Annotated in this window: 22 protein-coding genes and 1 tRNA gene; 13 read left to right on the top strand and 10 right to left on the bottom strand. The window is 68.5% G+C overall.

What is annotated here, in order from left to right:
* Positions 1–40 precede the first annotated feature (40 nt).
* Positions 41–388 carry a hypothetical protein gene (locus ACWGO0_RS07110; RefSeq protein WP_453529266.1) on the top strand — a complete coding sequence of 116 codons (348 nt, stop codon included), beginning with the start codon at positions 41–43 and terminating at the stop codon, positions 386–388.
* A gap of 15 nt (positions 389–403) precedes the next feature.
* Here ACWGO0_RS07110 and ACWGO0_RS07115 read toward each other — a convergent pair whose 3' ends face one another.
* Both ACWGO0_RS07115 and ACWGO0_RS07120 read right to left on the bottom strand, forming a co-directional pair.
* Positions 404–1,000: an isochorismatase family protein gene (locus tag ACWGO0_RS07115; RefSeq protein ID WP_453529269.1), complete on the bottom strand. Its 597-nt coding sequence runs from the start codon at positions 998–1,000 to the stop codon at positions 404–406.
* 123 nt (positions 1,001–1,123) lie between these two features.
* Positions 1,124–2,452, bottom strand: a complete 1,329-nt coding sequence (locus ACWGO0_RS07120) for a nicotinate phosphoribosyltransferase (RefSeq protein ID WP_453529272.1) — start codon at positions 2,450–2,452, stop codon at positions 1,124–1,126.
* Positions 2,453–2,541: 89 nt separating this feature from the next.
* Between ACWGO0_RS07120 and clpS the strand changes: the two genes are divergently transcribed.
* The 7 genes from clpS (at position 2,542) to ACWGO0_RS07155 (ending at position 7,309) form a co-directional block, all read left to right on the top strand.
* Entirely contained in the window at positions 2,542–2,850 is a 309-nt protein-coding gene (clpS, locus tag ACWGO0_RS07125) for an ATP-dependent Clp protease adapter ClpS (protein WP_453529274.1), read from the top strand.
* A 43-nt stretch (positions 2,851–2,893) separates the two neighbouring features.
* Positions 2,894–3,478 carry a DUF2017 domain-containing protein gene (locus tag ACWGO0_RS07130; RefSeq protein ID WP_453529277.1) on the top strand — a complete coding sequence of 195 codons (585 nt, stop codon included), beginning with the start codon at positions 2,894–2,896 and terminating at the stop codon, positions 3,476–3,478.
* 305 nt (positions 3,479–3,783) lie between these two features.
* A complete protein-coding gene (locus ACWGO0_RS07135) occupies positions 3,784–5,214 on the top strand; it encodes an amino acid permease (RefSeq protein WP_453529280.1) in 1,431 nt (476 codons plus the stop codon).
* Positions 5,215–5,329: 115 nt separating this feature from the next.
* Positions 5,330–5,752 carry a Mov34/MPN/PAD-1 family protein gene (locus ACWGO0_RS07140; RefSeq protein WP_453529283.1) on the top strand — a complete coding sequence of 141 codons (423 nt, stop codon included), beginning with the start codon at positions 5,330–5,332 and terminating at the stop codon, positions 5,750–5,752.
* Positions 5,753–5,854: 102 nt separating this feature from the next.
* Positions 5,855–5,983, top strand: coding sequence for a putative leader peptide (locus tag ACWGO0_RS07145; protein WP_382735057.1), 129 nt, complete (start codon positions 5,855–5,857; stop codon positions 5,981–5,983).
* A 97-nt stretch (positions 5,984–6,080) separates the two neighbouring features.
* Positions 6,081–6,359, top strand: a complete 279-nt coding sequence (locus ACWGO0_RS07150; protein ID WP_453529287.1) for a MoaD/ThiS family protein — start codon at positions 6,081–6,083, stop codon at positions 6,357–6,359.
* Positions 6,359–7,309, top strand: coding sequence for a PLP-dependent cysteine synthase family protein (locus ACWGO0_RS07155; protein WP_453529290.1), 951 nt, complete (start codon positions 6,359–6,361; stop codon positions 7,307–7,309). The genes ACWGO0_RS07150 and ACWGO0_RS07155 overlap by 1 nt, the downstream gene beginning before the upstream one ends.
* A gap of 66 nt (positions 7,310–7,375) precedes the next feature.
* On the opposite strand, the gene ACWGO0_RS07160 is transcribed toward ACWGO0_RS07155, so the two are convergent.
* Complete coding sequence (locus ACWGO0_RS07160) at positions 7,376–7,837, bottom strand: type II toxin-antitoxin system PemK/MazF family toxin (protein WP_453529293.1); 462 nt, start codon at positions 7,835–7,837, stop codon at positions 7,376–7,378.
* A gap of 179 nt (positions 7,838–8,016) precedes the next feature.
* Here ACWGO0_RS07160 and ACWGO0_RS07165 point away from each other — a divergent pair, with 179 nt between their 5' ends.
* Positions 8,017–8,769: an MBL fold metallo-hydrolase gene (locus ACWGO0_RS07165; RefSeq protein ID WP_453529296.1), complete on the top strand. Its 753-nt coding sequence runs from the start codon at positions 8,017–8,019 to the stop codon at positions 8,767–8,769.
* A 76-nt stretch (positions 8,770–8,845) separates the two neighbouring features.
* Here ACWGO0_RS07165 and ACWGO0_RS07170 read toward each other — a convergent pair whose 3' ends face one another.
* Positions 8,846–10,108, bottom strand: coding sequence for a PTS transporter subunit EIIC (locus ACWGO0_RS07170; RefSeq protein ID WP_453529299.1), 1,263 nt, complete (start codon positions 10,106–10,108; stop codon positions 8,846–8,848).
* Between the two features lie 258 nt (positions 10,109–10,366).
* Positions 10,367–11,677, bottom strand: coding sequence for a PTS transporter subunit EIIC (locus ACWGO0_RS07175; RefSeq protein WP_453529302.1), 1,311 nt, complete (start codon positions 11,675–11,677; stop codon positions 10,367–10,369).
* A gap of 179 nt (positions 11,678–11,856) precedes the next feature.
* Here ACWGO0_RS07175 and ACWGO0_RS07180 point away from each other — a divergent pair, with 179 nt between their 5' ends.
* Positions 11,857–12,132: a glucose PTS transporter subunit EIIB gene (locus ACWGO0_RS07180; protein WP_453529305.1), complete on the top strand. Its 276-nt coding sequence runs from the start codon at positions 11,857–11,859 to the stop codon at positions 12,130–12,132.
* Positions 12,133–12,234: 102 nt separating this feature from the next.
* On the opposite strand, the gene ACWGO0_RS07185 is transcribed toward ACWGO0_RS07180, so the two are convergent.
* On the bottom strand, positions 12,235–13,938 hold the full coding sequence (locus ACWGO0_RS07185) for a SpoIIE family protein phosphatase (RefSeq protein ID WP_453529308.1): 1,704 nt from the start codon (positions 13,936–13,938) through the stop codon (positions 12,235–12,237).
* Positions 13,939–14,066: 128 nt separating this feature from the next.
* Between ACWGO0_RS07185 and rph the strand changes: the two genes are divergently transcribed.
* The 3 genes from rph (at position 14,067) to rdgB (ending at position 15,918) form a co-directional block, all read left to right on the top strand.
* Positions 14,067–14,804: a ribonuclease PH gene (rph, locus tag ACWGO0_RS07190; RefSeq protein WP_453529311.1), complete on the top strand. Its 738-nt coding sequence runs from the start codon at positions 14,067–14,069 to the stop codon at positions 14,802–14,804.
* Positions 14,805–14,906: 102 nt separating this feature from the next.
* Complete coding sequence (locus ACWGO0_RS07195) at positions 14,907–15,305, top strand: hypothetical protein (protein WP_453529314.1); 399 nt, start codon at positions 14,907–14,909, stop codon at positions 15,303–15,305.
* 10 nt (positions 15,306–15,315) lie between these two features.
* Positions 15,316–15,918 (top strand): RdgB/HAM1 family non-canonical purine NTP pyrophosphatase, encoded by a 603-nt coding sequence (gene rdgB, locus ACWGO0_RS07200; RefSeq protein ID WP_453529317.1) that lies wholly within the window; start codon positions 15,316–15,318, stop codon positions 15,916–15,918.
* Positions 15,919–15,977: 59 nt separating this feature from the next.
* Here rdgB and ACWGO0_RS07205 read toward each other — a convergent pair.
* The 4 genes from ACWGO0_RS07205 to proP form a co-directional block, all read right to left on the bottom strand.
* Positions 15,978–16,061, bottom strand: a tRNA-Leu gene (locus tag ACWGO0_RS07205).
* A 48-nt stretch (positions 16,062–16,109) separates the two neighbouring features.
* Positions 16,110–16,775 carry an HNH endonuclease signature motif containing protein gene (locus ACWGO0_RS07210; protein WP_453529320.1) on the bottom strand — a complete coding sequence of 222 codons (666 nt, stop codon included), beginning with the start codon at positions 16,773–16,775 and terminating at the stop codon, positions 16,110–16,112.
* On the bottom strand, positions 16,772–17,431 hold the full coding sequence (locus tag ACWGO0_RS07215; protein ID WP_453529323.1) for an HNH endonuclease signature motif containing protein: 660 nt from the start codon (positions 17,429–17,431) through the stop codon (positions 16,772–16,774). The genes ACWGO0_RS07210 and ACWGO0_RS07215 overlap by 4 nt, the downstream gene beginning before the upstream one ends.
* 165 nt (positions 17,432–17,596) lie before the next feature.
* Positions 17,597–19,093, bottom strand: a complete 1,497-nt coding sequence (proP, locus tag ACWGO0_RS07220; protein WP_453529326.1) for a glycine betaine/L-proline transporter ProP — start codon at positions 19,091–19,093, stop codon at positions 17,597–17,599.
* Positions 19,094–19,175: the final 82 nt, after the last annotated feature.

Genomic DNA, 19,175 nt, shown 5'->3' on the forward strand with positions numbered 1-19,175 from the left:
GATCCTTATTGACATGACGTCTCACGGGGGAGCGCGGAAGATGGCAGGCGGAGGTTTCTGCAGGTTGCCCAACGGCACGGTGGTGGTGGCACTCACCCTCACCCATACGGCCGAGGGAGCGGACCCGGCGGCTCCGGTACGGGTCCTGGTGCACGCGGCCAACCGGGCACGCGCCCTGACCCGTCTGCGCAACCTGGGCCTGCGTGCCGTCTACCTCCGCGGCAACGCCCAGCCGCCCACTCCGGACGAGATCACGGCCGTGCTGCACCACCCCGACGGCCTGCTGTGGCGGGCCTGCCCGCAGACCGGCCAGGAGCTCTGGCACCCGATCCGGGCCCTGCTGAGACCGGCCGGCGGCTACGCGGGCCCGGTCCGCCCGGCCGCCTGAGCGGGCCGCGCAGGACTAGCCGGCGGGCGCGACCACCGGCTTCCCCGTGAGCTCCACGCCCGCGGTACGGAGCTCCGTCAGCGCCCGCTCGGTGGTCGCCTCGGCGACCCCGGCCGTCAGATCCAGCAGTACGTGCGTGGTGAAGCCCTCGCGGGCCGAGTCGAGCGCCGTCGCCCGGACGCAGTGGTCGGTGGCGATACCGACCACGTCGACCTCGGTCACGGAGCGGTCCCGCAGCCACTGGGCGAGGCCGACCCCGTTCTCGTCGACCCCTTCGAAGCCGCTGTACGCCGCGGCGTACGCACCCTTGTCGAAGACGGTGTCGATGGCGCCGGAGGCGACCGCGGGGGCGAAATTGGGGTGGAAGCCCACCCCCTCCGTACCGGCGACGCAGTGCGCGGGCCAGGAGTGCTCGAAGTCGGGCCGGTCCGAGAAGTGGTCGCCCGGGTCGACATGGTGGTCGCGGGTGGCCACCACATGGCGGTATCCGGCCTGGGCCTCACCGATCAGGTCGGTGATGGCGGCGGCGACGTCGGCGCCTCCCGCCACCGCGAGGCTGCCGCCTTCACAGAAGTCGTTCTGAACGTCCACGACGATCAACGCGCGGTGCATGGCGGGTGTCCTTCGATGGGGGAGTGGTGCGGCGGTCGGGCCGGGTGGGGATGCCACCGAGCCTAGAGACTCCGGCCCGACAATCAAGCCCGTCCGGGGAAGGGCCCCCGACGGGCTTGCTCGTCACATGTATTCGGTGGGAATCACCGGCTCGCCGCGCGACAGCTGGCTCGCCGACATCGGCAGGCCCTCGCGGGCGGCGATGTGCCGCTGCCGGGCCGCCTCCAGCGGCTCGCGCGCGATGACCTCGCCCTCCCGTACGAGCTCCACCAGCAGCTGCCGGCCGGCCAGCTCCGCCGGGACCGGGCCGGTGCCGATCACCTCGGCCTCGGCCACCCCGTGCTCGTCCAGCCGGCGCGCGGCCCACTTGCGCCCGCCGACCGAGGACTTGCCGCCCATCGACTTCTTGGCGACCGAACGCAGCGGCTCCGCGGGATCGGCGGAACCGGCGCGGGCGACCAGCTTGTAGACCATCGAGCAGGTGGGGTGCCCGCTGCCGGTGACCAGCTGTGTGCCCACGCCGTAGGCGTCGACCGGCGCCGCGGCGAGGGAGGCGATGGCGTACTCGTCCAGGTCCGAGGTCACCACGATCTTCGTCTCTGTGGCGCCCAGCTCGTCCAGCTGCTGCCGCACCCGGTGCGCGACCAGCAGCAGGTCGCCCGAGTCGATCCGTACGGCCCCGAGCTCCGTACCGGCGATCTCCACCGCCGTACGGACCGCCTCGGTCACGTCGTAGGTGTCGACGAGCAGGGTCGTGCTCCGGCCGAGGGAGTCGACCTGCGCCTGGAACGCGTCGCGCTCGGTGTCGTGGAGCAGGATGAAGGCGTGCGCGCTCGTCCCGACGGTCGGGATGCCGTACCGGAAACCCGCGGCCAGGTCCGAAGTGGTGTCGAAGCCGCCGACGTACGCGGCGCGGGCCGAGGCCACCGCGGACAGCTCGTGCGTGCGACGGGCACCCATCTCGATCAGCCCGCGGCCACCGGCCGCCGCCGACATCCGGGAGGCCGCGGCGGCGATCGCCGAGTCGTGGTTGAGGATGGAGAGGATCACCGTCTCCAGCAGTACGCACTCGGCGAAGGAGCCCTCGACCCGCAGGATCGGCGAGCCCGGGAAGTACACCTCGCCCTCCGGGTAGCCCCAGATGTCGCCGCTGAACCGGTAGTCGGCCAGCCATTCGAGTGTCGGGGCGTCGACGATGCTCCGGTCGCGGAGGAAGGTCAGCATCTCGTCGTCGAAGTGGAAGTTCTCCACCGCGTCGAGCACCCGACCGGTGCCTCCGACCACTCCGTAGCGCCGCCCCTCGGGCAGCCGCCGGGTGAATGCCTCGAACACCGAGTGCCGGTCCGCGGTACCGGCCTTCAGTGCGGCCTGCACCATCGTGAGCTCGTACTGGTCGGTGAAGAGTGCGGTCGACGGCACACCGACCCGTCGCCCAAGGTCCGCTGAGTTCATGACACGGATGCTACCCCCTATTTCGTCAAAGTGACGAGATGTAGGGTCCGTTTGTGCGATGAGCCCTCCCGGGTGGCAGCATGGGGTAGGTGAGCGTCGCTACCCCTGTAGAGATCGAACGTCCCGAATCGGCCGAGGAGACCTCCGTCGTCCCCGAGCCCGACGTCCCCTGGGTGACGCTGGTGCACAACGACCCGGTCAACCTCATGAGCTACGTGACCTATGTCTTCCAGGCCTACTTCGGCTACTCCAAGGACAAGGCGCACAAGCTGATGCTGGACGTCCACCAGAAGGGCCGCGCCGTCGTCTCCAGCGGAAGCCGCGAGGAGATGGAGCGCGATGTCCAGGCCATGCACGGTTACGGTCTCTGGGCGACGCTGACCCAGGACCGCAACTAGGCGCACCGCTGCCCCTTCTTTCCGCCCCACCATCGGAGAATCCATGGCCGGCCATTTCGAGGCCACCCCCGGCGGCGGCGCGGCCGTCGCGCTCGACGAGGTCGAGATCGCGATCCTGCGCTCCCTCGCCGTCCAGCTCCTGGAGCTGGTCGGTCCCGGCGACGAGCCCGCCGAGGGCGAGGACCCGCTCGCCGCGCTTTTCGCGGAGGGCCCCAGCGAACCGCCGTCCGACCCCGCCCTGGCCCGGCTCTTCCCCGAGGCGTACGGGGACGAGGACAAGGAGCTGCGCGAGGCGTCCGCCGAATTCCGCCGCTTCACCGAGAACGACCTGCGCAGCCGTAAGCGCGAGAACGCCCTCGCCGTCGTACGGACCCTGGACTCGCTCTCGCCCGTCGGGGACGGCGGCGCCGTGCTCACTCTCACCGCCGAGGAGTGCCACAACTGGCTGGGCTCCCTCAACGACCTGCGGCTCACCATCGGCACCCGCCTCGAGGTCTCCGACGAGGACGGCGCCGAGGAGGGCTCGCTCTACCGCCTTCCCGACAGCGACCCGCGCAAGCCCATGGTGATGGCCTACCTCTGGCTGGGCGCACTCCAGGAAACGCTAGTCGAGACGCTGATGCCGTAGCCACGCAGCAGGTGTTCGCTCAACGGACGCTCAAATCCGAATAACGATCGCGTCACCTGAATGGCCTTTTTTGCTGCCCCTGGAAACGCTTGTCCGCTTTTTCCTGTGGCGTGCGCCACACAATGACTCCTGGCCCGACCCGGCCCGCGTGATAAATCTTCACGACCGCCCGGGGACGCCACCCCTGTTCCCGGGGGCGCTACAGACCGGCCGAACGCCGGAGCACTCCATCCATATCCGGGGGGATCAGGACCTGATCCGCAGCCTGCGAGGGCGCGGATCGGCGTGGAGAAAGGCGCACCACCATGACATCGGCGAAGGTCGACAAGGGGCACGCGGGCCACGAGGCCGCGAATGCCGAAACAGCGGGCGAGGGTTACCAGCGTGCACTGGGAGCCCGCCAGATCCAGATGATCGCCATCGGCGGAGCCATCGGCACCGGGCTCTTCCTGGGCGCGGGCAAGGCCATCGACCGGGCGGGACCCAGTCTCATCCTGGCCTACGCCATCGCGGGCCTGGTGATCTTCTTCATCATGCGGTCCCTGGGTGAACTCCTCATGTACCGCCCGGTGTCGGGCTCCTTCTCCGAATACGCGCGCGAATTCATCGGCCCGTTCTTCGGATTCGTGACCGGCTGGACGTACTGGCTGTTCTGGGTCGTCACCGGAATCACCGAGGTCACGGCCGCCGCCACCTATATGACGTACTGGTGGGACATTCCCCAGTGGCTGTCGGCGCTCGTGTTCACGGTCATTCTGTACGGCGCCAACCTGATCTCGGTGAAGCTCTTCGGTGAGCTCGAATTCTGGTTCTCGATGGTCAAGGTCACCGCGATCATCGGCATGATCCTGATCTGCGCCGGCGTCCTCACGATCGGCTTCTCCGACGCCGGGGACACCGCCACCGTCGCCAATCTCTGGAACGACGGCGGATTCTTCCCCGAGGGCATCGGCGGCACGCTGATGACCCTCCAGATCGTGATGTTCGCCTTCCTCGCCGTCGAGCTCGTCGGTGTCACCGCGGGCGAGTCCAAGGACCCGAAGACCGTCCTGCCCAAGGCCATCAACACCGTGCCGTGGCGCATCGCCGTCTTCTACGTCGGCGCGCTGATCATGATTCTCTCCGTGGTGCCGTGGAGCACCTTCAAGCCGGGCGTCTCGCCGTTCGTCGCGGCCTTCGAGGAGATGGGCCTCGGCGTCGGCGCCGCGATCGTGAACTTCGTGGTCCTCACCGCGGCGCTCTCGTCCTGCAACTCCGGCATGTACTCCACCGGTCGCATGCTCCGTGACCTGGCGCTCAACGGGCAGGGCCCGAAGGCGTTCACGAAGCTGACGACGAACGGCCTGCCGCTGGTCGGCACCACGTTCTCTGCCGCGCTGATGCTCGTCGGCGTCTGGATCAACTACCAGTGGCCGGGCGAGGCCTTCAACTACGTCGTCTCCTTCGCGACCATCTCCGGCATGTGGGCCTGGGTCATGATCCTGATCTGCCAGCTCCGCTACCGCGCCAAGGCCGACCGCGGCGAACTCCCGCAGTCCACGTTCAAGGCGCCCGGCGCCCCCTTCACCAGCTGGTTCGCGCTCGGCTTCATCGGCCTGGTCATCGTCATGATGGGCGTCGACAAGGACGCCCGGGTCGCGCTGTACGGCGCCCCGATCTGGGGCCTGATCCTCGGTGTCTCCTACCTGATGCTCAAGGCCCGCAACCCCGAGAACACCGCCTTCGTCAAGCGCTGACCCCGCCCCGGAGGCCTTCCCGGACGACCGGCCGCCCCAACGGCCCCGTCCACCATGCGGACCCGCCCGTACCACTCCCCGGTACAGGCGGGTCCGCCTGCTTATCCTGAACGCCATGCTGACCATTACCCAGGCGTTGTACGACCAGATCGTGGCGCACTCCCGCGCGGACCACCCCGACGAGGCGTGCGGCGTGGTCGCGGGCCCGGCCGGAACGGACCGCCCCGAACGCTTCATCCCCATGCTCAACGCCGCCCGCTCGCCCACGTTCTACGAGTTCGACTCCGCGGACCTGCTGAAGCTCTACCGCGAGATGGACGACCGCGACGAAGAGCCCGTGATCGTCTACCACTCGCACACGGCGACCGAGGCCTACCCCTCGCGCACCGACATCACGTACGCCAACGAGCCCGGCGCCCACTACGTCCTCGTCTCCACCGCGGACACCGACGAGGCGGGCCCCTTCCAGTTCCGCTCGTACCGCATCGTGGAGGGCGAGATCACGGAGGAGGACGTCAAGGTCGTCGAGGCGTACTGATCACACGGTTCACAGCGCGCGCTGTCCACCAGGTGAACGCTCACCATCCACCATCCGAGATCACACTCGGGTTTCCGGGGCGGGAATCGATACGATGACCGCATGGTTCTCCATGACGTGAGCGACAAGACGCCGGGCATGCTGCTCGTCGCGCGGCTGCACGTCGACCTGTGCAGGCTGTCCAGCGCGATCTGTCCCGGCTGCAGCCTGCCCGCGAGCCGCACGGTCTGAGCCGCGGGTCCGAGCGCCACCCACACGCCCCACCCCCGCGCGGGGGCAGAAACGCGCGCCCCACGCCACCTCTCCGCTTCCGACAGGAGCCCACGCCATGGCCATCGAGGTCCGCATCCCGACCATCCTCCGCACCTACACCGACGGCGCCAAGGCGGTCGAGGGCAGCGGGGCGACCGTCGCCGACCTGTTCGCCGACCTGGAGAGCCGCCACACCGGCATCCGCGAGCGCATCGTCGACGGTGGCGAACTCCGCCGCTTCGTGAATGTGTACCTGAACGACGAAGACGTCCGCTTCCTCGACGGCATCGACACGAAGCTGAGCGACGGCGACAACATCACCATCCTCCCGGCCGTCGCCGGCGGCATGCGCTGATGCGGTACGACTCCCCGCTGGAGGCCGTGGGCAACACGCCCCTGGTCCGCCTTCCCCGGCTGTCCCCGTCCGACGACGTACGCATCTGGGCCAAGCTGGAGGACCGCAACCCCACCGGCTCGATCAAGGACCGCCCCGCGCTCCACATGGTCGAACAGGCGGAGAAGGACGGCCGCCTGACCCCGGGCTGCACGATCCTCGAACCCACCAGCGGCAACACCGGCATCTCGCTCGCCATGGCGGCCAAGCTCAAGGGCTACCGCATCGTCTGCGTCATGCCGGAGAACACCTCCCAGGAGCGCCGCGACCTCCTCACCATGTGGGGCGCGGAGATCATCCCGTCACCGGCGGCGGGCGGCTCCAACACGGCCGTCCGCGTCGCGAAGGAACTGTCGGCCGAGCACCCCGACTGGGTGATGCTGTACCAGTACGGCAACCCGGACAACGCGGGCGCCCACTACGCGACGACGGGCCCGGAGATCCTCGCGGACCTCCCGTCCGTCACCCACTTCGTGGCGGGCCTGGGCACGACGGGCACGCTCATGGGCGTGGGCCGCTACCTGCGCGAACACGTCGAGGGCATCAAGATCGTCGCAGCCGAGCCGCGCTACGACGACCTGGTCTACGGCCTGCGCAACCTCGACGAGGGCTTCGTCCCCGAGCTGTACGACGCCTCGGTCCTCACCACCCGCTTCTCGGTCGGCTCGGCCGACGCGGTCACCCGTACCCGCGAACTCCTCCAGCAGGAGGGCATCTTCGCGGGCGTCTCCACGGGCGCGGCCCTGCACGCCGCGATCGGCGTCGGCAACAAGGCCGTGAAGGCCGGCGAGAGCGCCGACATCGTCTTCGTCGTCGCGGACGGCGGCTGGAAGTACCTGTCGACGGGCGTCTACACGGCCCCGACGACGGAGGCCGCCATCGAAACCCTCCAGGGCCAGCTCTGGGCGTAGCCCGCACCTGACCCACACGCCGGCCGGGCTGAAACCAGCCCGGCCGGCGTTTTCCACGTCATCTGCTCACCGCGACCGGCGGACCCGTGCCCACACCCCCGGGTCCACCTCGCCCACCTTCCGCCGGAACCCCCGCACCGCCACATCCCGCGTCTCGTCCGGCTCCAGATAGCTCGGCCGCCCCTGCGCGTCGCCCACCGTCCCCGGCGGCAGCGCGATCACCCCGGGCCGCTCCGCATGGTGCTTGCTGGTGATCTTGGCGACGACGGCCGTGCCACGCCGTACCGACAGCACGAGACACGGCCGGTCCTTCGACCCGGGCCCGTCCTCGTACGGCACCTCCGCCCACCAGATCTCGCCCGGCCTCGGCCGCTGCCCGGCCCCGCGCCTGGGCCCCGTGGGCCTGCCCGGCGGACGGGTACGCCCACCCGGACGGCCCCTGCCGCCGCGCCTGCGGCCGTCGACCGCCGTCACGACGAGCGCGAGCAGTACGACCGCGCCGAGCGCCACCCACCAGGACGTGTTCATACGGACGACCGTACCGGCGCCTTCCATCGAACCGGTGACAGAGCAGGTGAGTTCCCCCACAACGGCAGGCCGTGGAGGAGCGACCACGTGTTTCGCGCCTTACGCTCGACGAACCGTTCAACGCACCGCATGAACCGCACGAACCCTCCCCGTTCCCACGTCTCGGAGGTTCACGCTCCATGAAGCTCACCGTCGTCGGCTGCTCCGGCTCGTTCCCGTCACCGGGTTCGGCTTGCTCGAGCTACCTCGTAGAGGCCGACGGCTTCCGGCTGCTCCTCGACATGGGCAACGGCGCCCTCGGCGAGCTGCAGCGCCACGTCGGTCTCTACGACCTCGACGCGATCTTCCTCAGCCACCTCCACGCCGATCACTGCATCGACATGTGCGCGTACTTCGTCGTCCGCTACTACCGGCACGACGGCGGACGCCCCGCCTCCATCCCGGTGTACGGCCCCGACGGCACCGAGCAGCGGCTGACCACGGCTCACGGCGACACCCCGTCGGACCGGGCGATGGGGGAGGTCTTCGACTTCCACACGCTCAAGTCGGGATCGTTCGAGATCGGCCCCTTCTCGGTGCGTACGGAACAGCTCTGCCACCCCGTGGAAACGTTCGGCATCCGCATCGAGCACGGTGGCCGGACGCTCACGTACTCCGGGGACACCGGCCCCTGCGAGGCCCTGGACGAGCTCGCCGACGGCACGGATCTGTTCCTCTGCGAGGCGTCGTTCGTCGACGGCAAGGAAGACATCCCGGACCTTCACCTCAACGGCCGCGAGGCCGGCGAGCACGCGGCGCGCGCCGGAGCCGGCCGTCTGCTCCTCACCCACATCCCGCCGTGGACGGACGCGGCCCGCAATGTGGCCGATGCCCGCGGAGCCTACGACGGCCCGGTCGAGCTGGCCGCGCCCGGCGCGGTGTACGAGGTCTGACCCGGTCGCGGTACGCACGAGGCCCCCACCTTCCGCCGGGAAGGTGGGGGCCTCGTCGCATCGGTCCTGACCGGGCTTATGCCTTGGTCAGGTCCTCGACCTCTTCCTCGGGCTCGCGGCCCGGGGTGGTCAGGTTGAACTTGGTGATGGCGAAGCGGAAGACCACGTAGTAGATCGCCGCGAAGACCAGACCGATCGGGATGATCATCCAGGGCTTGGTTGCCAGGTTCCAGTTCAGGAAGTAGTCGATCGCACCGGCGGAGAAGCTGAAGCCGTGGTGGACACCCAGACCCCAGGTGACGGCCATCGAGACGGCGGTCAGCACGGCGTGGATCACGTAGAGCAGCGGCGCGATGAACATGAACGCGAACTCGATCGGCTCGGTGATACCCGTGACGAACGAGGTGAGTGCGAGGGACATCATCATGCCGCCGACGGCCTTGCGGCGCTCGGGGCGTGCGCAGTGCGTGATCGCCAGGGCGGCGGCCGGCAGGGCGAACATCATGATCGGGAAGAAGCCGGACATGAACTGACCGGCGGTGGGGTCGTTGTGGAAGAAGCGCGGCAGGTCACCGTGCCACACGGCACCTGCGGAGTCCTTGAAGGAACCGATCTCCTGCCAGGCCACCGTGTTGACGAACTGGTGCATGCCGACCGGCAGCAGGGCGCGGTTGACGACACCGAAGATGCCGGCGCCGACGGCGCCCAGACCGGTCATCCACTCACCGAAGTTGGTGATGAGGTCACCGATCGGCTCCCAGGCCAGGCCGAAGAGCACACCCATGATCGTGCCCACGAAGGCCATGATGATCGGGACCAGGCGGCGGCCGTTGAAGAAGCCGAGCCAGTCCACCAGGCGCTTGCGGTGGTAGCGCTGCCATATGACGGCGGCCAGGAGGCCCATGATGATGCCGCCGAAGACCTTGGGGTCGTTGTACGTCGCCGCGACGTCGACACCCTTGTTGGCCGTCGTGTTGATGACGGCGTCGGAGGTCGGGAACGCGGTCAGCACGTTCTTGTAGACCAGGAAGCCGACCAGGGCGGCAAGCGCGGTGGAGCCGTCTGCCTTCTTGGCGAAGCCGATCGCGATACCGACGCAGAACAGCAGCGGCAGGTTGGCGAAGACCGCGTCACCGGCGGTCGCGAAGACCGTGGCGACCTTGCCCCAGCCGAGGCCCTCGGCCCCGAACACATCGGGCTGACCGAGGCGGAGCAGAATTCCTGCGGCGGGCAGCACGGCGATCGGCAGCTGGAGGCTGCGTCCCACCTTCTGAAGGCCCTGGAACACGCCGGAGCCCCGCTTCTTCGCGGGGGCCACCGGAGCGGTGTCCGTACTCATCAACTTCCTCCATAGGCAAGGCGCCGCCAGGGACAGGTTTCTTGGGGCGACGACTCAAGGAACGCGGCGGGTCAGTGCCGCGTGGTCTGGACCACTCAGTGGTGTAGACCAGTTTTAGCACGGTGAAGGTTAGATAAGGAACCTGCAAATTCCCCCTAATTCGCAGTAGTGCATCCGGCACCCTCGGTGACATGCCGAAGGCCCCCGGACCATGGGGTCCGGGGGCCTGTGGGGGCCGGGTGCGAAACCCGGCGTGGCCTACTTCGTGAGATTCTTCTCGATCTCCTCCTCGACCTCGTCGGGCTCGCGCCCAGGCGTCTGGAGGTCGAACTTGGTGATTGCGAACCGGAAGATCACGTAGTACACGACGGCGAAGGCCAGGCCGATCGGAATGATCAGCCATGGCTTGGTCGCCAGGCTCCAGTTGATGACGTAGTCGATCAGGCCCGCCGAGAAGCTGAAGCCGTCCTTCACGCCGAGCCCCCACGTCACCGCCATCGAGACACCGGTGAGGACCGCGTGGATCACGTACAGCAGGGGCGCGACGAAGAGGAACGAGTACTCGATCGGTTCGGTGATGCCGGTCACGAACGACGTCAGGCCGACCGAGACCATCATGCCGCCGACCGCCTTGCGCCGGTGCGGCTTCGCGCAGTGGTAGATCGCCAGCGCCGCGGCCGGGAGCGCGAACATCATGATTGGGAAGAAGCCCGTCGTGAACTGGCCGGCCGTCGGGTCGCCCGCCAGGAACCGGTTGATGTCACCGTGCACGACCGTGCCGTCCGGCTTGGTGAAGTCGCCGAACTGGAACCAGACGAACGTGTTGAGGAACTGGTGGAGGCCGAACACCAGCAGCGCACGGTTGGCGATACCGAAGATGCCGGAACCCAGCCAGTCCAGGTCCACCAGCCACTCGGAGAAGTCGACCAGGCCGTCACCGATCGGCTGCCATACCCAGGCACACAGGGAGGCAAAGGCCAGGCCGACGAACGCCATGATGATCGGGACGAGGCGGCGGCCGTTGAAGAAGCCCAGCCAGTCGACCAGCTTGACCCGGTGGTAGCGCTGCCAGAACCAGGCCGACATCAGACCCATCACGATGCCGCCGAATACACCGGGGTTCTGATAGGCGGCGGCCGTCACCGTGGCGTCCTCGGCGATACAGGCGCCGGCCCACGTGCCCAGCCCGCTGAACTCCCCGCCGCCCTCGCAGTCGACCGGGAACGCGTGCAGCACCGCGTAGTAGACGAGGAAGCCGGCCACGGCCGCGAGCGCCGTCGAACCGTCCGACTTCTTCGCCATGCCGATGGCGACACCGACGCAGAACAGCAGGGGCAGACCCAGTCCGGAGTCGAGCAGCGCGCCACCCGCGGCCGCGAAGACCTTGGCCACATTCGTCCAGCCCAGCCCGTCGTCGCCGAAGACGTCCGGCTGGCCGAGCCGGTTGAGGATGCCCGCGGCGGGAAGGACGGCGATCGGGAGCTGGAGGCTGCGGCCCATCTTCTGCAGCCCTTGGAAGAGACCGTTCCACCACTTCCGCGTGGGCACTGCTGCGCTGCTCGAGCTCATCGGCATCCTCCCGGAACACGCCTGGTTTGGCGGTTGTTGCAAACTGGTGTAGACCAGTCGCGGTACGGTGCGGAGCCCGCTCGGAAGACAGGGCGCCGGTGATCGTCATCATTCGTGATCAGCCGGATACGCGCCTGCGAAGTTGGGCCAACCGTGCGTTACCGTGACGAAACGGACCCATGGTGGGCCGCTCACAGCACGCAAAGACCAGGGAGAAGGACATGGCCAGCAAGGCTGAGAAGATCGTCGCCGGGCTCGGCGGTATCGAGAACATCGACGAGATCGAAGGCTGCATCACCCGCCTCCGTACCGAGGTCCACGACCCCAGCAAGGTCGACGAAGCCGCGCTCAAGGCCGCCGGAGCCCACGGCGTCGTCAAGATGGGCACCGCGATCCAGGTCGTCATCGGCACCGACGCGGACCCCATCGCCGCGGACATCGAAGACATGATGTGAACCGCTGACACCGGCTCACCCAACCGGCCGCCGCCCCCGCACACGCAGGAAGCGGCGGCCGGCCCTGATCCCGAAACCCCTCCGCGCCCCCCTGACGCCCCCTCAGCGCACCCGCACCGCCAGAATCGCCACGTCGTCCGTGTTCTCACCCTCGTCCAGGCACTCCTCCACCAAGTGCCCGCACAGACCGCCCACCTCCGACGGCGCCGACAACGCCGCCGTACGCAGCCGCTCAAGACCCACGCCCAACTCCTCACCGCGCCGCTCCACCAGACCATCGGTGTAGAGCACCAGCAGCGCACCCGGCTCCAGCTCGACACCGTCCGGCTCCGCGTCCCACTCCTCCACGACGCCCAGCGGAACCCCCTGACCCTCACGCAGGAACCGCGCCCCCGAACCGTCCAGGAGCAACGGCGGACAGTGCCCCGCCGACGCCACCACCGCCGAACGCCGCACCGGATCCACCGTCATGTACAACACCGTGGCCAGCTCCGTCAGCGCCATGTCCTGGCTCAACGCGTTCAGATTCGTCAGCACCGCCACCGGATCCTCCCCGGCCAGCAACGCATAACTGCGCAGCGCCGTCCGCAACTGCCCCATCGCGGTGGCCGCCCGCAGCCCCTTGCCCATCACATCGCCCAGCGCCAGCGCCGCCCTGCCGCCCGGCAACGCCATCACGTCGTACCAGTCACCCCCGGCCTGCATCCCCCGCGCCCCCGGCAGACTGCACGCCGCGACCTCCAGACCCGCGATCTCCGGCAACTCCTGCACCATCATCGACTCCTGGAGCGTCCCCGCGATCCGGCGCTCACGCTCGTACAACAGATTGTTCTCGACCATCTGCCCGGCGAACCGGCAGTACGTCCCCGCCAGTTGCCGCTGCCGCGCCGTCGGACGCCCCGGCCTGCGCCACGCCCACGCCAGCACACCGAGCCGGCGCCCCGACGCCGTACTCAGCGCCAGCGCGTACACACTCCGGAACCCGGCCGCACGCCCCAGCTCACGCAGCGCCACCGAACACGAAGGATCCGTCTGCACGTCCTCGACGATCAGCGTGCCGCCCGCCTCCGCCGCGTCGTCCACCACGAAATGCGCGGGACCCAGCGCCATCGCCGCCGCGTGGACCTCCTCCGCCTCCGGCGGAACCTCGTACAGCGCACGCGTCTCCATCGAGGACTCCTCCTCGTCGCGCAGCCGCGCCACCCCCATGTCCGCCTGCAGCAGCCGCGCACCCTCCACCAGTACCTGATTCAGCGTGCCGTCCACACTGTCGTGATCCGTGAGCCGCTCGGTGAGGCTGTGCACCCACGTGATGTCGTCCAGCTGCTCCGCCAGCCTGCGGTTCACCTCGTCCAGCTCACCGGCCGACCGGCGCTGCTGCGAGACGTCGTGGACATACGCCACCGCCAGCGGCAACTCGCTCTTCCTGCAGTCGAGCGGGGTCGCGCTGATGTCCAGCCACAGCACGGGACCGCCCTCGGGGCGGTACTGCACCTCCGCCCTGGCCGCGCGACGGAGCCTCAGTGCGATGCCGAGGGGAGAATCGGGGAACGCCAGCGGCTCACCGTTCCGGTCGAAGAACGACGTGCTGGCCGCCACCAGGGCGCCCGGCTCCATGGGCACCTTCGTGCCGAACAGGTCCGCGAGGCGGTCATTGGCGTAGAGCGCCGTCGCCTCCGCCTCCGTGGACGCGATCAGGATGCCGTGCGGCGCACCCTCCAGGACCTGGACGGACGGTACGTGCGCCGCGGTGGGCGGGCACGGCGGTTCATCCGGCCGGATTGTCTGCTTCACGAGGGTCGGCATCAAAATCTTCCTGTGAGTAGGCTCCTTTGCAATAAAATCGTAATCTAAATCCTAATTGTCCAGTAAATGTCAGAGGTCCTGGAGGAGGGGGCCAAAGGTCCCCTCGTACGACCACTAGGCTTCGCCTCATGTCTCGCATCGACGGCCGCACCCCCGAACAGCTCCGCCCCGTCACCATCGAACGCGGATGGAGCAAGCACGCCGAAGGATCCGTACTCGTCTCCTTCGGCGACACCAAAGTCTTCTGCACCGCCTCCGTCACCGAAGGCGTCCCGCGCTGGCGCAAAGGCAGCGGCGAAGGCTGGGTCACCGCCGAGTACTCGATGCTGCCCCGCTCGACCAACACCCGCGGCGACCGCGAATCCGTACGCGGCAAGATCGGCGGCCGTACGCACGAGATCAGCCGGCTCATCGGCCGCTCACTGCGCGCCGTCATCGACTACAAGGCACTCGGCGAGAACACCATCGTCCTGGACTGTGACGTCCTCCAGGCCGACGGAGGCACCCGCACCGCCGCCATCACCGGCGCGTACGTCGCCCTCGCCGACGCCATCACCTGGGCCCAGACCAAGAAGATCGTCAAGGCCGGCCGCAAGCCGCTGACCGGCACGGTCTCCGCCATCAGCGTCGGCATCGTCGACGGCATCCCCCTCCTCGACCTCTGTTACGAGGAGGACGTCCGCGCCGAGACCGACATGAACGTCGTCTGCACCGGCGACGGCCGCTTCGTCGAGGTCCAGGGCACCGCCGAGGCGGAGCCCTTCGACCGCAAGGAGCTCAACGCGCTCCTCGACCTTGCCACCGCGGGCTGCGACAGCCTCACCGCACTCCAGCTCGAAGCGCTCGCCCGCACCCTCGGCGAGTAAAGAAGCAACCAAAAACGCACGACACAGCGTCGTTACGAGTACGGGCGCACGGGTCGAACCGTGCGCCCGTCCACGTACAACCCCCCGGGGAGGGACCGCACCATGGCCAAGCGCCACCACCACCGTCACCACCGCATAGCACTCGCCGTCACGGCCACTCTGCTGACCCTCACCACGGCCGTGGGCTGCAGCGCCCTCGACAAGGCCATGGACTGCGTCCAGACCGCCGACGCCATCGCCACCAGCGTCAGCAAGCTCCAGCAGGCCGTCTCCACCGCGTCCGAGGACCCGACGAAGGCGTCCGAAGCCCTGGACGAGATCGACAAGGAGCTGAAGAGCCTCGGCGACAAGACCGACAACGCCGACCTCAGCAAGGCCGTCGACGACCTCCAGGCCGGCGTGACCAATGTCCGCGGCTCGATCGAGAAGGGCGACGCCACCCCGGACATCACCCCGGTCACGGACGCCGCCACCGAGATCGGCAAGGTCTGCACCCCGTAATAATCGAGGCATGACCCGCCTCATCCTCGCCACCCGCAACGCCGGGAAGATCACCGAGCTCCACGCGATCCTCGCCGACGCAGGTCTCACCCATGACCTCGTCGGCGCGGACGCGTACCCCGACATCCCCGACGTCAAGGAAACCGGCGTCACCTTCGCGGAGAACGCCCTCCTCAAGGCCCACGCCCTCGCCCGGGCCACCGGCCACCCGGCCATCGCCGACGACTCCGGCCTCTGCGTCGACGTACTCGGCGGCGCCCCCGGCATCTTCTCCGCCCGCTGGTCGGGCACCCACGGCAACGACCAGGCCAACCTGGACCTGCTCCTGGCCCAGCTCGCCGACATCGACGACACCCACCGCACGGCCCACTTCGCCTGCGCGGCAGCCCTGGCCCTCCCCGACGGCACGGAACGCGTGGTCGAGGGCCGCCTCCTGGGCACCCTGCGCCACACCCCGTCCGGCACGAACGGCTTCGGCTACGACCCGATCCTCCAGCCGGAGGGCGAGACGCGGACGGCCGCGGAGCTCTCGCCGGCGGAGAAGAACGCGATCAGCCACCGGGGGAAGGCGTTCCGGGCGTTGGTGCCCGTGGTGCGGGAGCTGGTGGGCTGACGCCTGAGCGTGCCGAAGGCCCGGTCGCAGCGTGCGAACCGGGCCTTCGATCCAGGGTGTGCGGCCGATGGGACTCGAACCCACATGGGATTTCTCCCACGACATCCTAAGTGTCGCGCTTATACCAATTCAGCAACGGCCGCCAGCCGTCTGCCATCGTAGCGTTCCAGCGACTTTGGTGGGCGCGTGGTTCATCGGGGGCTGCGACGCCGACCCCCTCGACACCAGGTACTCGTGACCGCGTGGCAATTGGGGCAGAGCAGCCGCAGGTTCTCCCGTCGGTTGTCATGCCAGTCGCCGTTGATGTGGTCGACCTCCAGAGTTATGGGCTTGTCCAGCCAAAGGGCGCCGGTTCCGCACTCGGCGCACTCTTCCGGGACTCCGATCTCCCGCAGAGCGCGGCGGAGCAGCACGGTCTTCGTACGGCGCTCGCCTCCGAGCTTGACCAGGATCTGGTCAGCAGTCTTGAGCGGTGTGGGTCCAATCTGCCCTCGCTGATGCCCTTGGCCCAGGAAGTGCGCTGTGGTGAGGCCGTCCTCGGCGATCCACGTGCGCAGATGGCTTCGTTGGCTCGTGGTGTCTGGTCGTCCCAGACGCCTGAGCGCGCCCGCGATAGAGACGGAAGCGGAGACGGCTTCGCTGAGCTCCGCAGCGCAGGGGCGGGGCCCGCTTCTGCTGTAGGCGCGGCGGCGGAGGTGGGAGACATCAATCCCGAAGTGTTCGAAGCGCGTGAGCAGATACCTGCGGAGGCGGCCATAGGGGGAGGTGCCCAGGAAGGCGATGACTTCCTCCATGGTGGTGCACGTCTTGGCTGCCTCGGTCAGTCGCTCCCGTGTGTATTTCTCACTGGAGCTCACCGCGTCTCACTCAAGCCTGACCTGGCACGCCCCTTGCCGCGACCGCGATAAGTGTCGGTCGTCGAGTGGCAGTTGGGGCAGAGGAACCGCAGGTTCTCGATGCGGTTGTTGCGCCAGTCCCCGTCGATGTGATCGACCTCAAGTGGGAGCGGGTGCCCTTGCCATGTCGCATCGATCCCGCAGACGGCGCAGAGCTCAGCCATCCCCTCTGCGAACAGCGCCCGCTTCAAGCGGTCGCTCGGCATCCGCCGGGCCTGGCCGGGGGCCTGTTCGACGAGAAGGCCCGAGGGAGACTGTCGACGGCTCTCGCCCGCCCGTGACGGCGACCTGAAGTGCGAGATGTCGATGCCGTACGCCTTGATGCGGCGGCTGATGTGCGTGTGCTGCCCGCCGACGACCTCGACTCCGAGGTGCCGCAAGACCCCGCACATGCTCGTCGAGGCAACCACGGCGGACTCCAGTACCTCCCGCGTCCAGCGCACCCCCTCCCGCTGGAAGTGGGACGTGTCCACGCCCAGCTTCCTCATCCGGTCTTGGATGTACCGCCGCGATCCGCTCTTCGGGTCGGCTCCAAGCCGCTTCAGAGCCTCCGACAGCGTCCGCGACGAGCCCGCGGCCTCGGTCAGACGCTCTCGCGTGTACGGACTTTCCGGCATCCGGTCCCCCTCCCGTGTCCGGCCGCGCGTTCGCGGCCTCGCACGGACTAACGACCCGTTAATCGGAGCGTCACGTCCGATATCCGACAAGATGCGGAACGGCCCGCCCCGCTTCGGTGACAACTGCCGATGCGGGGCGGGCCATTGCCCTGACGGGAGATCGGGTCAGAACTTCGGGTCCGGGGTCTGGGCGTGGCAGAGTTCTGCCGCTTCCTCGTCCGTTTCCACCGACGGTGGGGAGCCGGCCAGGGGCTGTTGGGCCGTTTCCTTCATGCAGGCCACTGCGATCACGCCCACCAGCGCCGCCGCCATGGCGTAGTACGCCGGCATCAGGTTCGAGCCGCTCCAGCTGATCAGGGCCGTGATCACCAGCGGGGTCGTGCCGCCGAATATCGACGCGGAGATGTTGTAGCCGACCGACAGGGAGCCGTAGCGGACGTTGGTCGGGAACAGGGCCGGGAGTGCTGCCGACATCGTGCCGAGCAGGCAGACCAGGGAGAGGCCGAGCATCAGCATGCCGGCGGTGATCGCGGGGATGCTGCCCTGGCGGATCAGGAGGAAGGCCGGCAGGGAGAGGAACAGGAAGCCGAGCATCCCCGTCATCAGCAGCGGCTTGCGGCCGAAGCGGTCGGAGAGCTTGCCGAACCGGCTGATGATCAGCATCAGGAAGAGCATCACGGCGAGCAGGATGAGCAGGCCGTGGGTCTCGCTGTAGCCGAGTTCGTCGGACAGGTACGTCGGCATGTACGACAGCAGCATGTAATCGGTGATGTTGTACGCGCCGACCAGGCAGATGCAGAGGATCAGCGTCGCCCAGTGCTGCCGGAAGATCTTGGCGAGGTCGCCCTTGGCCGTCGTCTCGACCCCGTCCGCCGCCTCCATGGCGTGGGCGGTGCCGCCCTCCAGCTTCTGGAACGCGGGGGTCTCGTCGAGGCGAAGTCGCAGGTAGAGGCCGACGAGGCCGAGCGGGCCCGCGACGAGGAAGGGGATGCGCCAGCCCCAGGACTCCATCTGGGCGGTGTCGAGGAGGGCGTAGAGCGCGGTGACGAGGCCGGCCGCGCCGACGTAGCCGGCGAGGGTGCCGAATTCGAGGAAGCTGCCGAAGAAGCCGCGGCGCTTGTCGGGGGCGTACTCCGCGATGAACGTGGACGCGCCGCCGTACTCACCGCCGGTCGAGAAGCCCTGGAGCATCCGGAAGAGGATCAGCAGGGCGGGGGCCCAGAGGCCGATCGTGCCGTGGGAGGGGATGAGACCGATGGCGAACGTGCCGACCGCCATCAGGATCATCGTCAGCGCGAGGACCTTCTTCCGGCCGATCTTGTCGCCCATCGGTCCGAAGAACATTCCTCCGAGCGGCCGTACGAGGAAGGCCACGGCGAAGGTCGCGAAGGAGGAGAGGAGCTGGGTGGTCTCGTTCCCGGACGGGAAGAAGACGTGCCCGATGGTGACGGCGAGGTAGGAGTAGATACCGAAGTCGAACCACTCCATGGCGTTCCCGAGCGACGCCGCTTTCACCGCCCGCTTCACTGCCTTGTCGTCGGTGACAGTGATGTCGGTCCGGCGGAGCTTGGGGTTCTGGCGCGCCCGGATGGCGCGGAAGAGGGTGGGGTGGCGCTTGACCGCTTCGGGGTCGGCCCCCTGGTGGGGGTCGGAGGCCGCCATGGCCGGTTCCTTTCCTCGGAGAATGTTCCAGGAAAGGCTTCTGTTCGGTCATGGCGGCTGCAAACCGACTCACCGGCCGATT

It is taken from the genome of Streptomyces sp. NPDC055749 (genome assembly GCF_053617235.1).

Excerpts from the sequence above, each read along its gene's own strand:
- ACWGO0_RS07110 (WP_453529266.1), top strand. The coding sequence starts at position 41 with ATGGCAGGCGGAGGTTTCTGCAGGTTGCCCAACGGCACGGTGGTGGTG.
- ACWGO0_RS07115 (WP_453529269.1), bottom strand. The coding sequence starts at position 1,000 with ATGCACCGCGCGTTGATCGTCGTGGACGTTCAGAACGACTTCTGTGAA.
- ACWGO0_RS07120 (WP_453529272.1), bottom strand. The coding sequence starts at position 2,452 with ATGAACTCAGCGGACCTTGGGCGACGGGTCGGTGTGCCGTCGACCGCA.
- ACWGO0_RS07130 (WP_453529277.1), top strand. The coding sequence starts at position 2,894 with ATGGCCGGCCATTTCGAGGCCACCCCCGGCGGCGGCGCGGCCGTCGCG.
- ACWGO0_RS07135 (WP_453529280.1), top strand. The coding sequence starts at position 3,784 with ATGACATCGGCGAAGGTCGACAAGGGGCACGCGGGCCACGAGGCCGCG.
- ACWGO0_RS07140 (WP_453529283.1), top strand. The coding sequence starts at position 5,330 with ATGCTGACCATTACCCAGGCGTTGTACGACCAGATCGTGGCGCACTCC.
- ACWGO0_RS07145 (WP_382735057.1), top strand. The coding sequence starts at position 5,855 with ATGGTTCTCCATGACGTGAGCGACAAGACGCCGGGCATGCTGCTCGTC.
- ACWGO0_RS07150 (WP_453529287.1), top strand. The coding sequence starts at position 6,081 with ATGGCCATCGAGGTCCGCATCCCGACCATCCTCCGCACCTACACCGAC.
- ACWGO0_RS07155 (WP_453529290.1), top strand. The coding sequence starts at position 6,359 with ATGCGGTACGACTCCCCGCTGGAGGCCGTGGGCAACACGCCCCTGGTC.
- ACWGO0_RS07160 (WP_453529293.1), bottom strand. The coding sequence starts at position 7,837 with ATGAACACGTCCTGGTGGGTGGCGCTCGGCGCGGTCGTACTGCTCGCG.
- ACWGO0_RS07165 (WP_453529296.1), top strand. The coding sequence starts at position 8,017 with ATGAAGCTCACCGTCGTCGGCTGCTCCGGCTCGTTCCCGTCACCGGGT.
- ACWGO0_RS07170 (WP_453529299.1), bottom strand. The coding sequence starts at position 10,108 with ATGAGTACGGACACCGCTCCGGTGGCCCCCGCGAAGAAGCGGGGCTCC.
- ACWGO0_RS07175 (WP_453529302.1), bottom strand. The coding sequence starts at position 11,677 with ATGAGCTCGAGCAGCGCAGCAGTGCCCACGCGGAAGTGGTGGAACGGT.
- ACWGO0_RS07180 (WP_453529305.1), top strand. The coding sequence starts at position 11,857 with ATGGTGGGCCGCTCACAGCACGCAAAGACCAGGGAGAAGGACATGGCC.
- ACWGO0_RS07185 (WP_453529308.1), bottom strand. The coding sequence starts at position 13,938 with ATGCCGACCCTCGTGAAGCAGACAATCCGGCCGGATGAACCGCCGTGC.
- rph (WP_453529311.1), top strand. The coding sequence starts at position 14,067 with ATGTCTCGCATCGACGGCCGCACCCCCGAACAGCTCCGCCCCGTCACC.
- ACWGO0_RS07195 (WP_453529314.1), top strand. The coding sequence starts at position 14,907 with ATGGCCAAGCGCCACCACCACCGTCACCACCGCATAGCACTCGCCGTC.
- rdgB (WP_453529317.1), top strand. The coding sequence starts at position 15,316 with ATGACCCGCCTCATCCTCGCCACCCGCAACGCCGGGAAGATCACCGAG.
- ACWGO0_RS07215 (WP_453529323.1), bottom strand. The coding sequence starts at position 17,431 with ATGCCGGAAAGTCCGTACACGCGAGAGCGTCTGACCGAGGCCGCGGGC.
- proP (WP_453529326.1), bottom strand. The coding sequence starts at position 19,093 with ATGGCGGCCTCCGACCCCCACCAGGGGGCCGACCCCGAAGCGGTCAAG.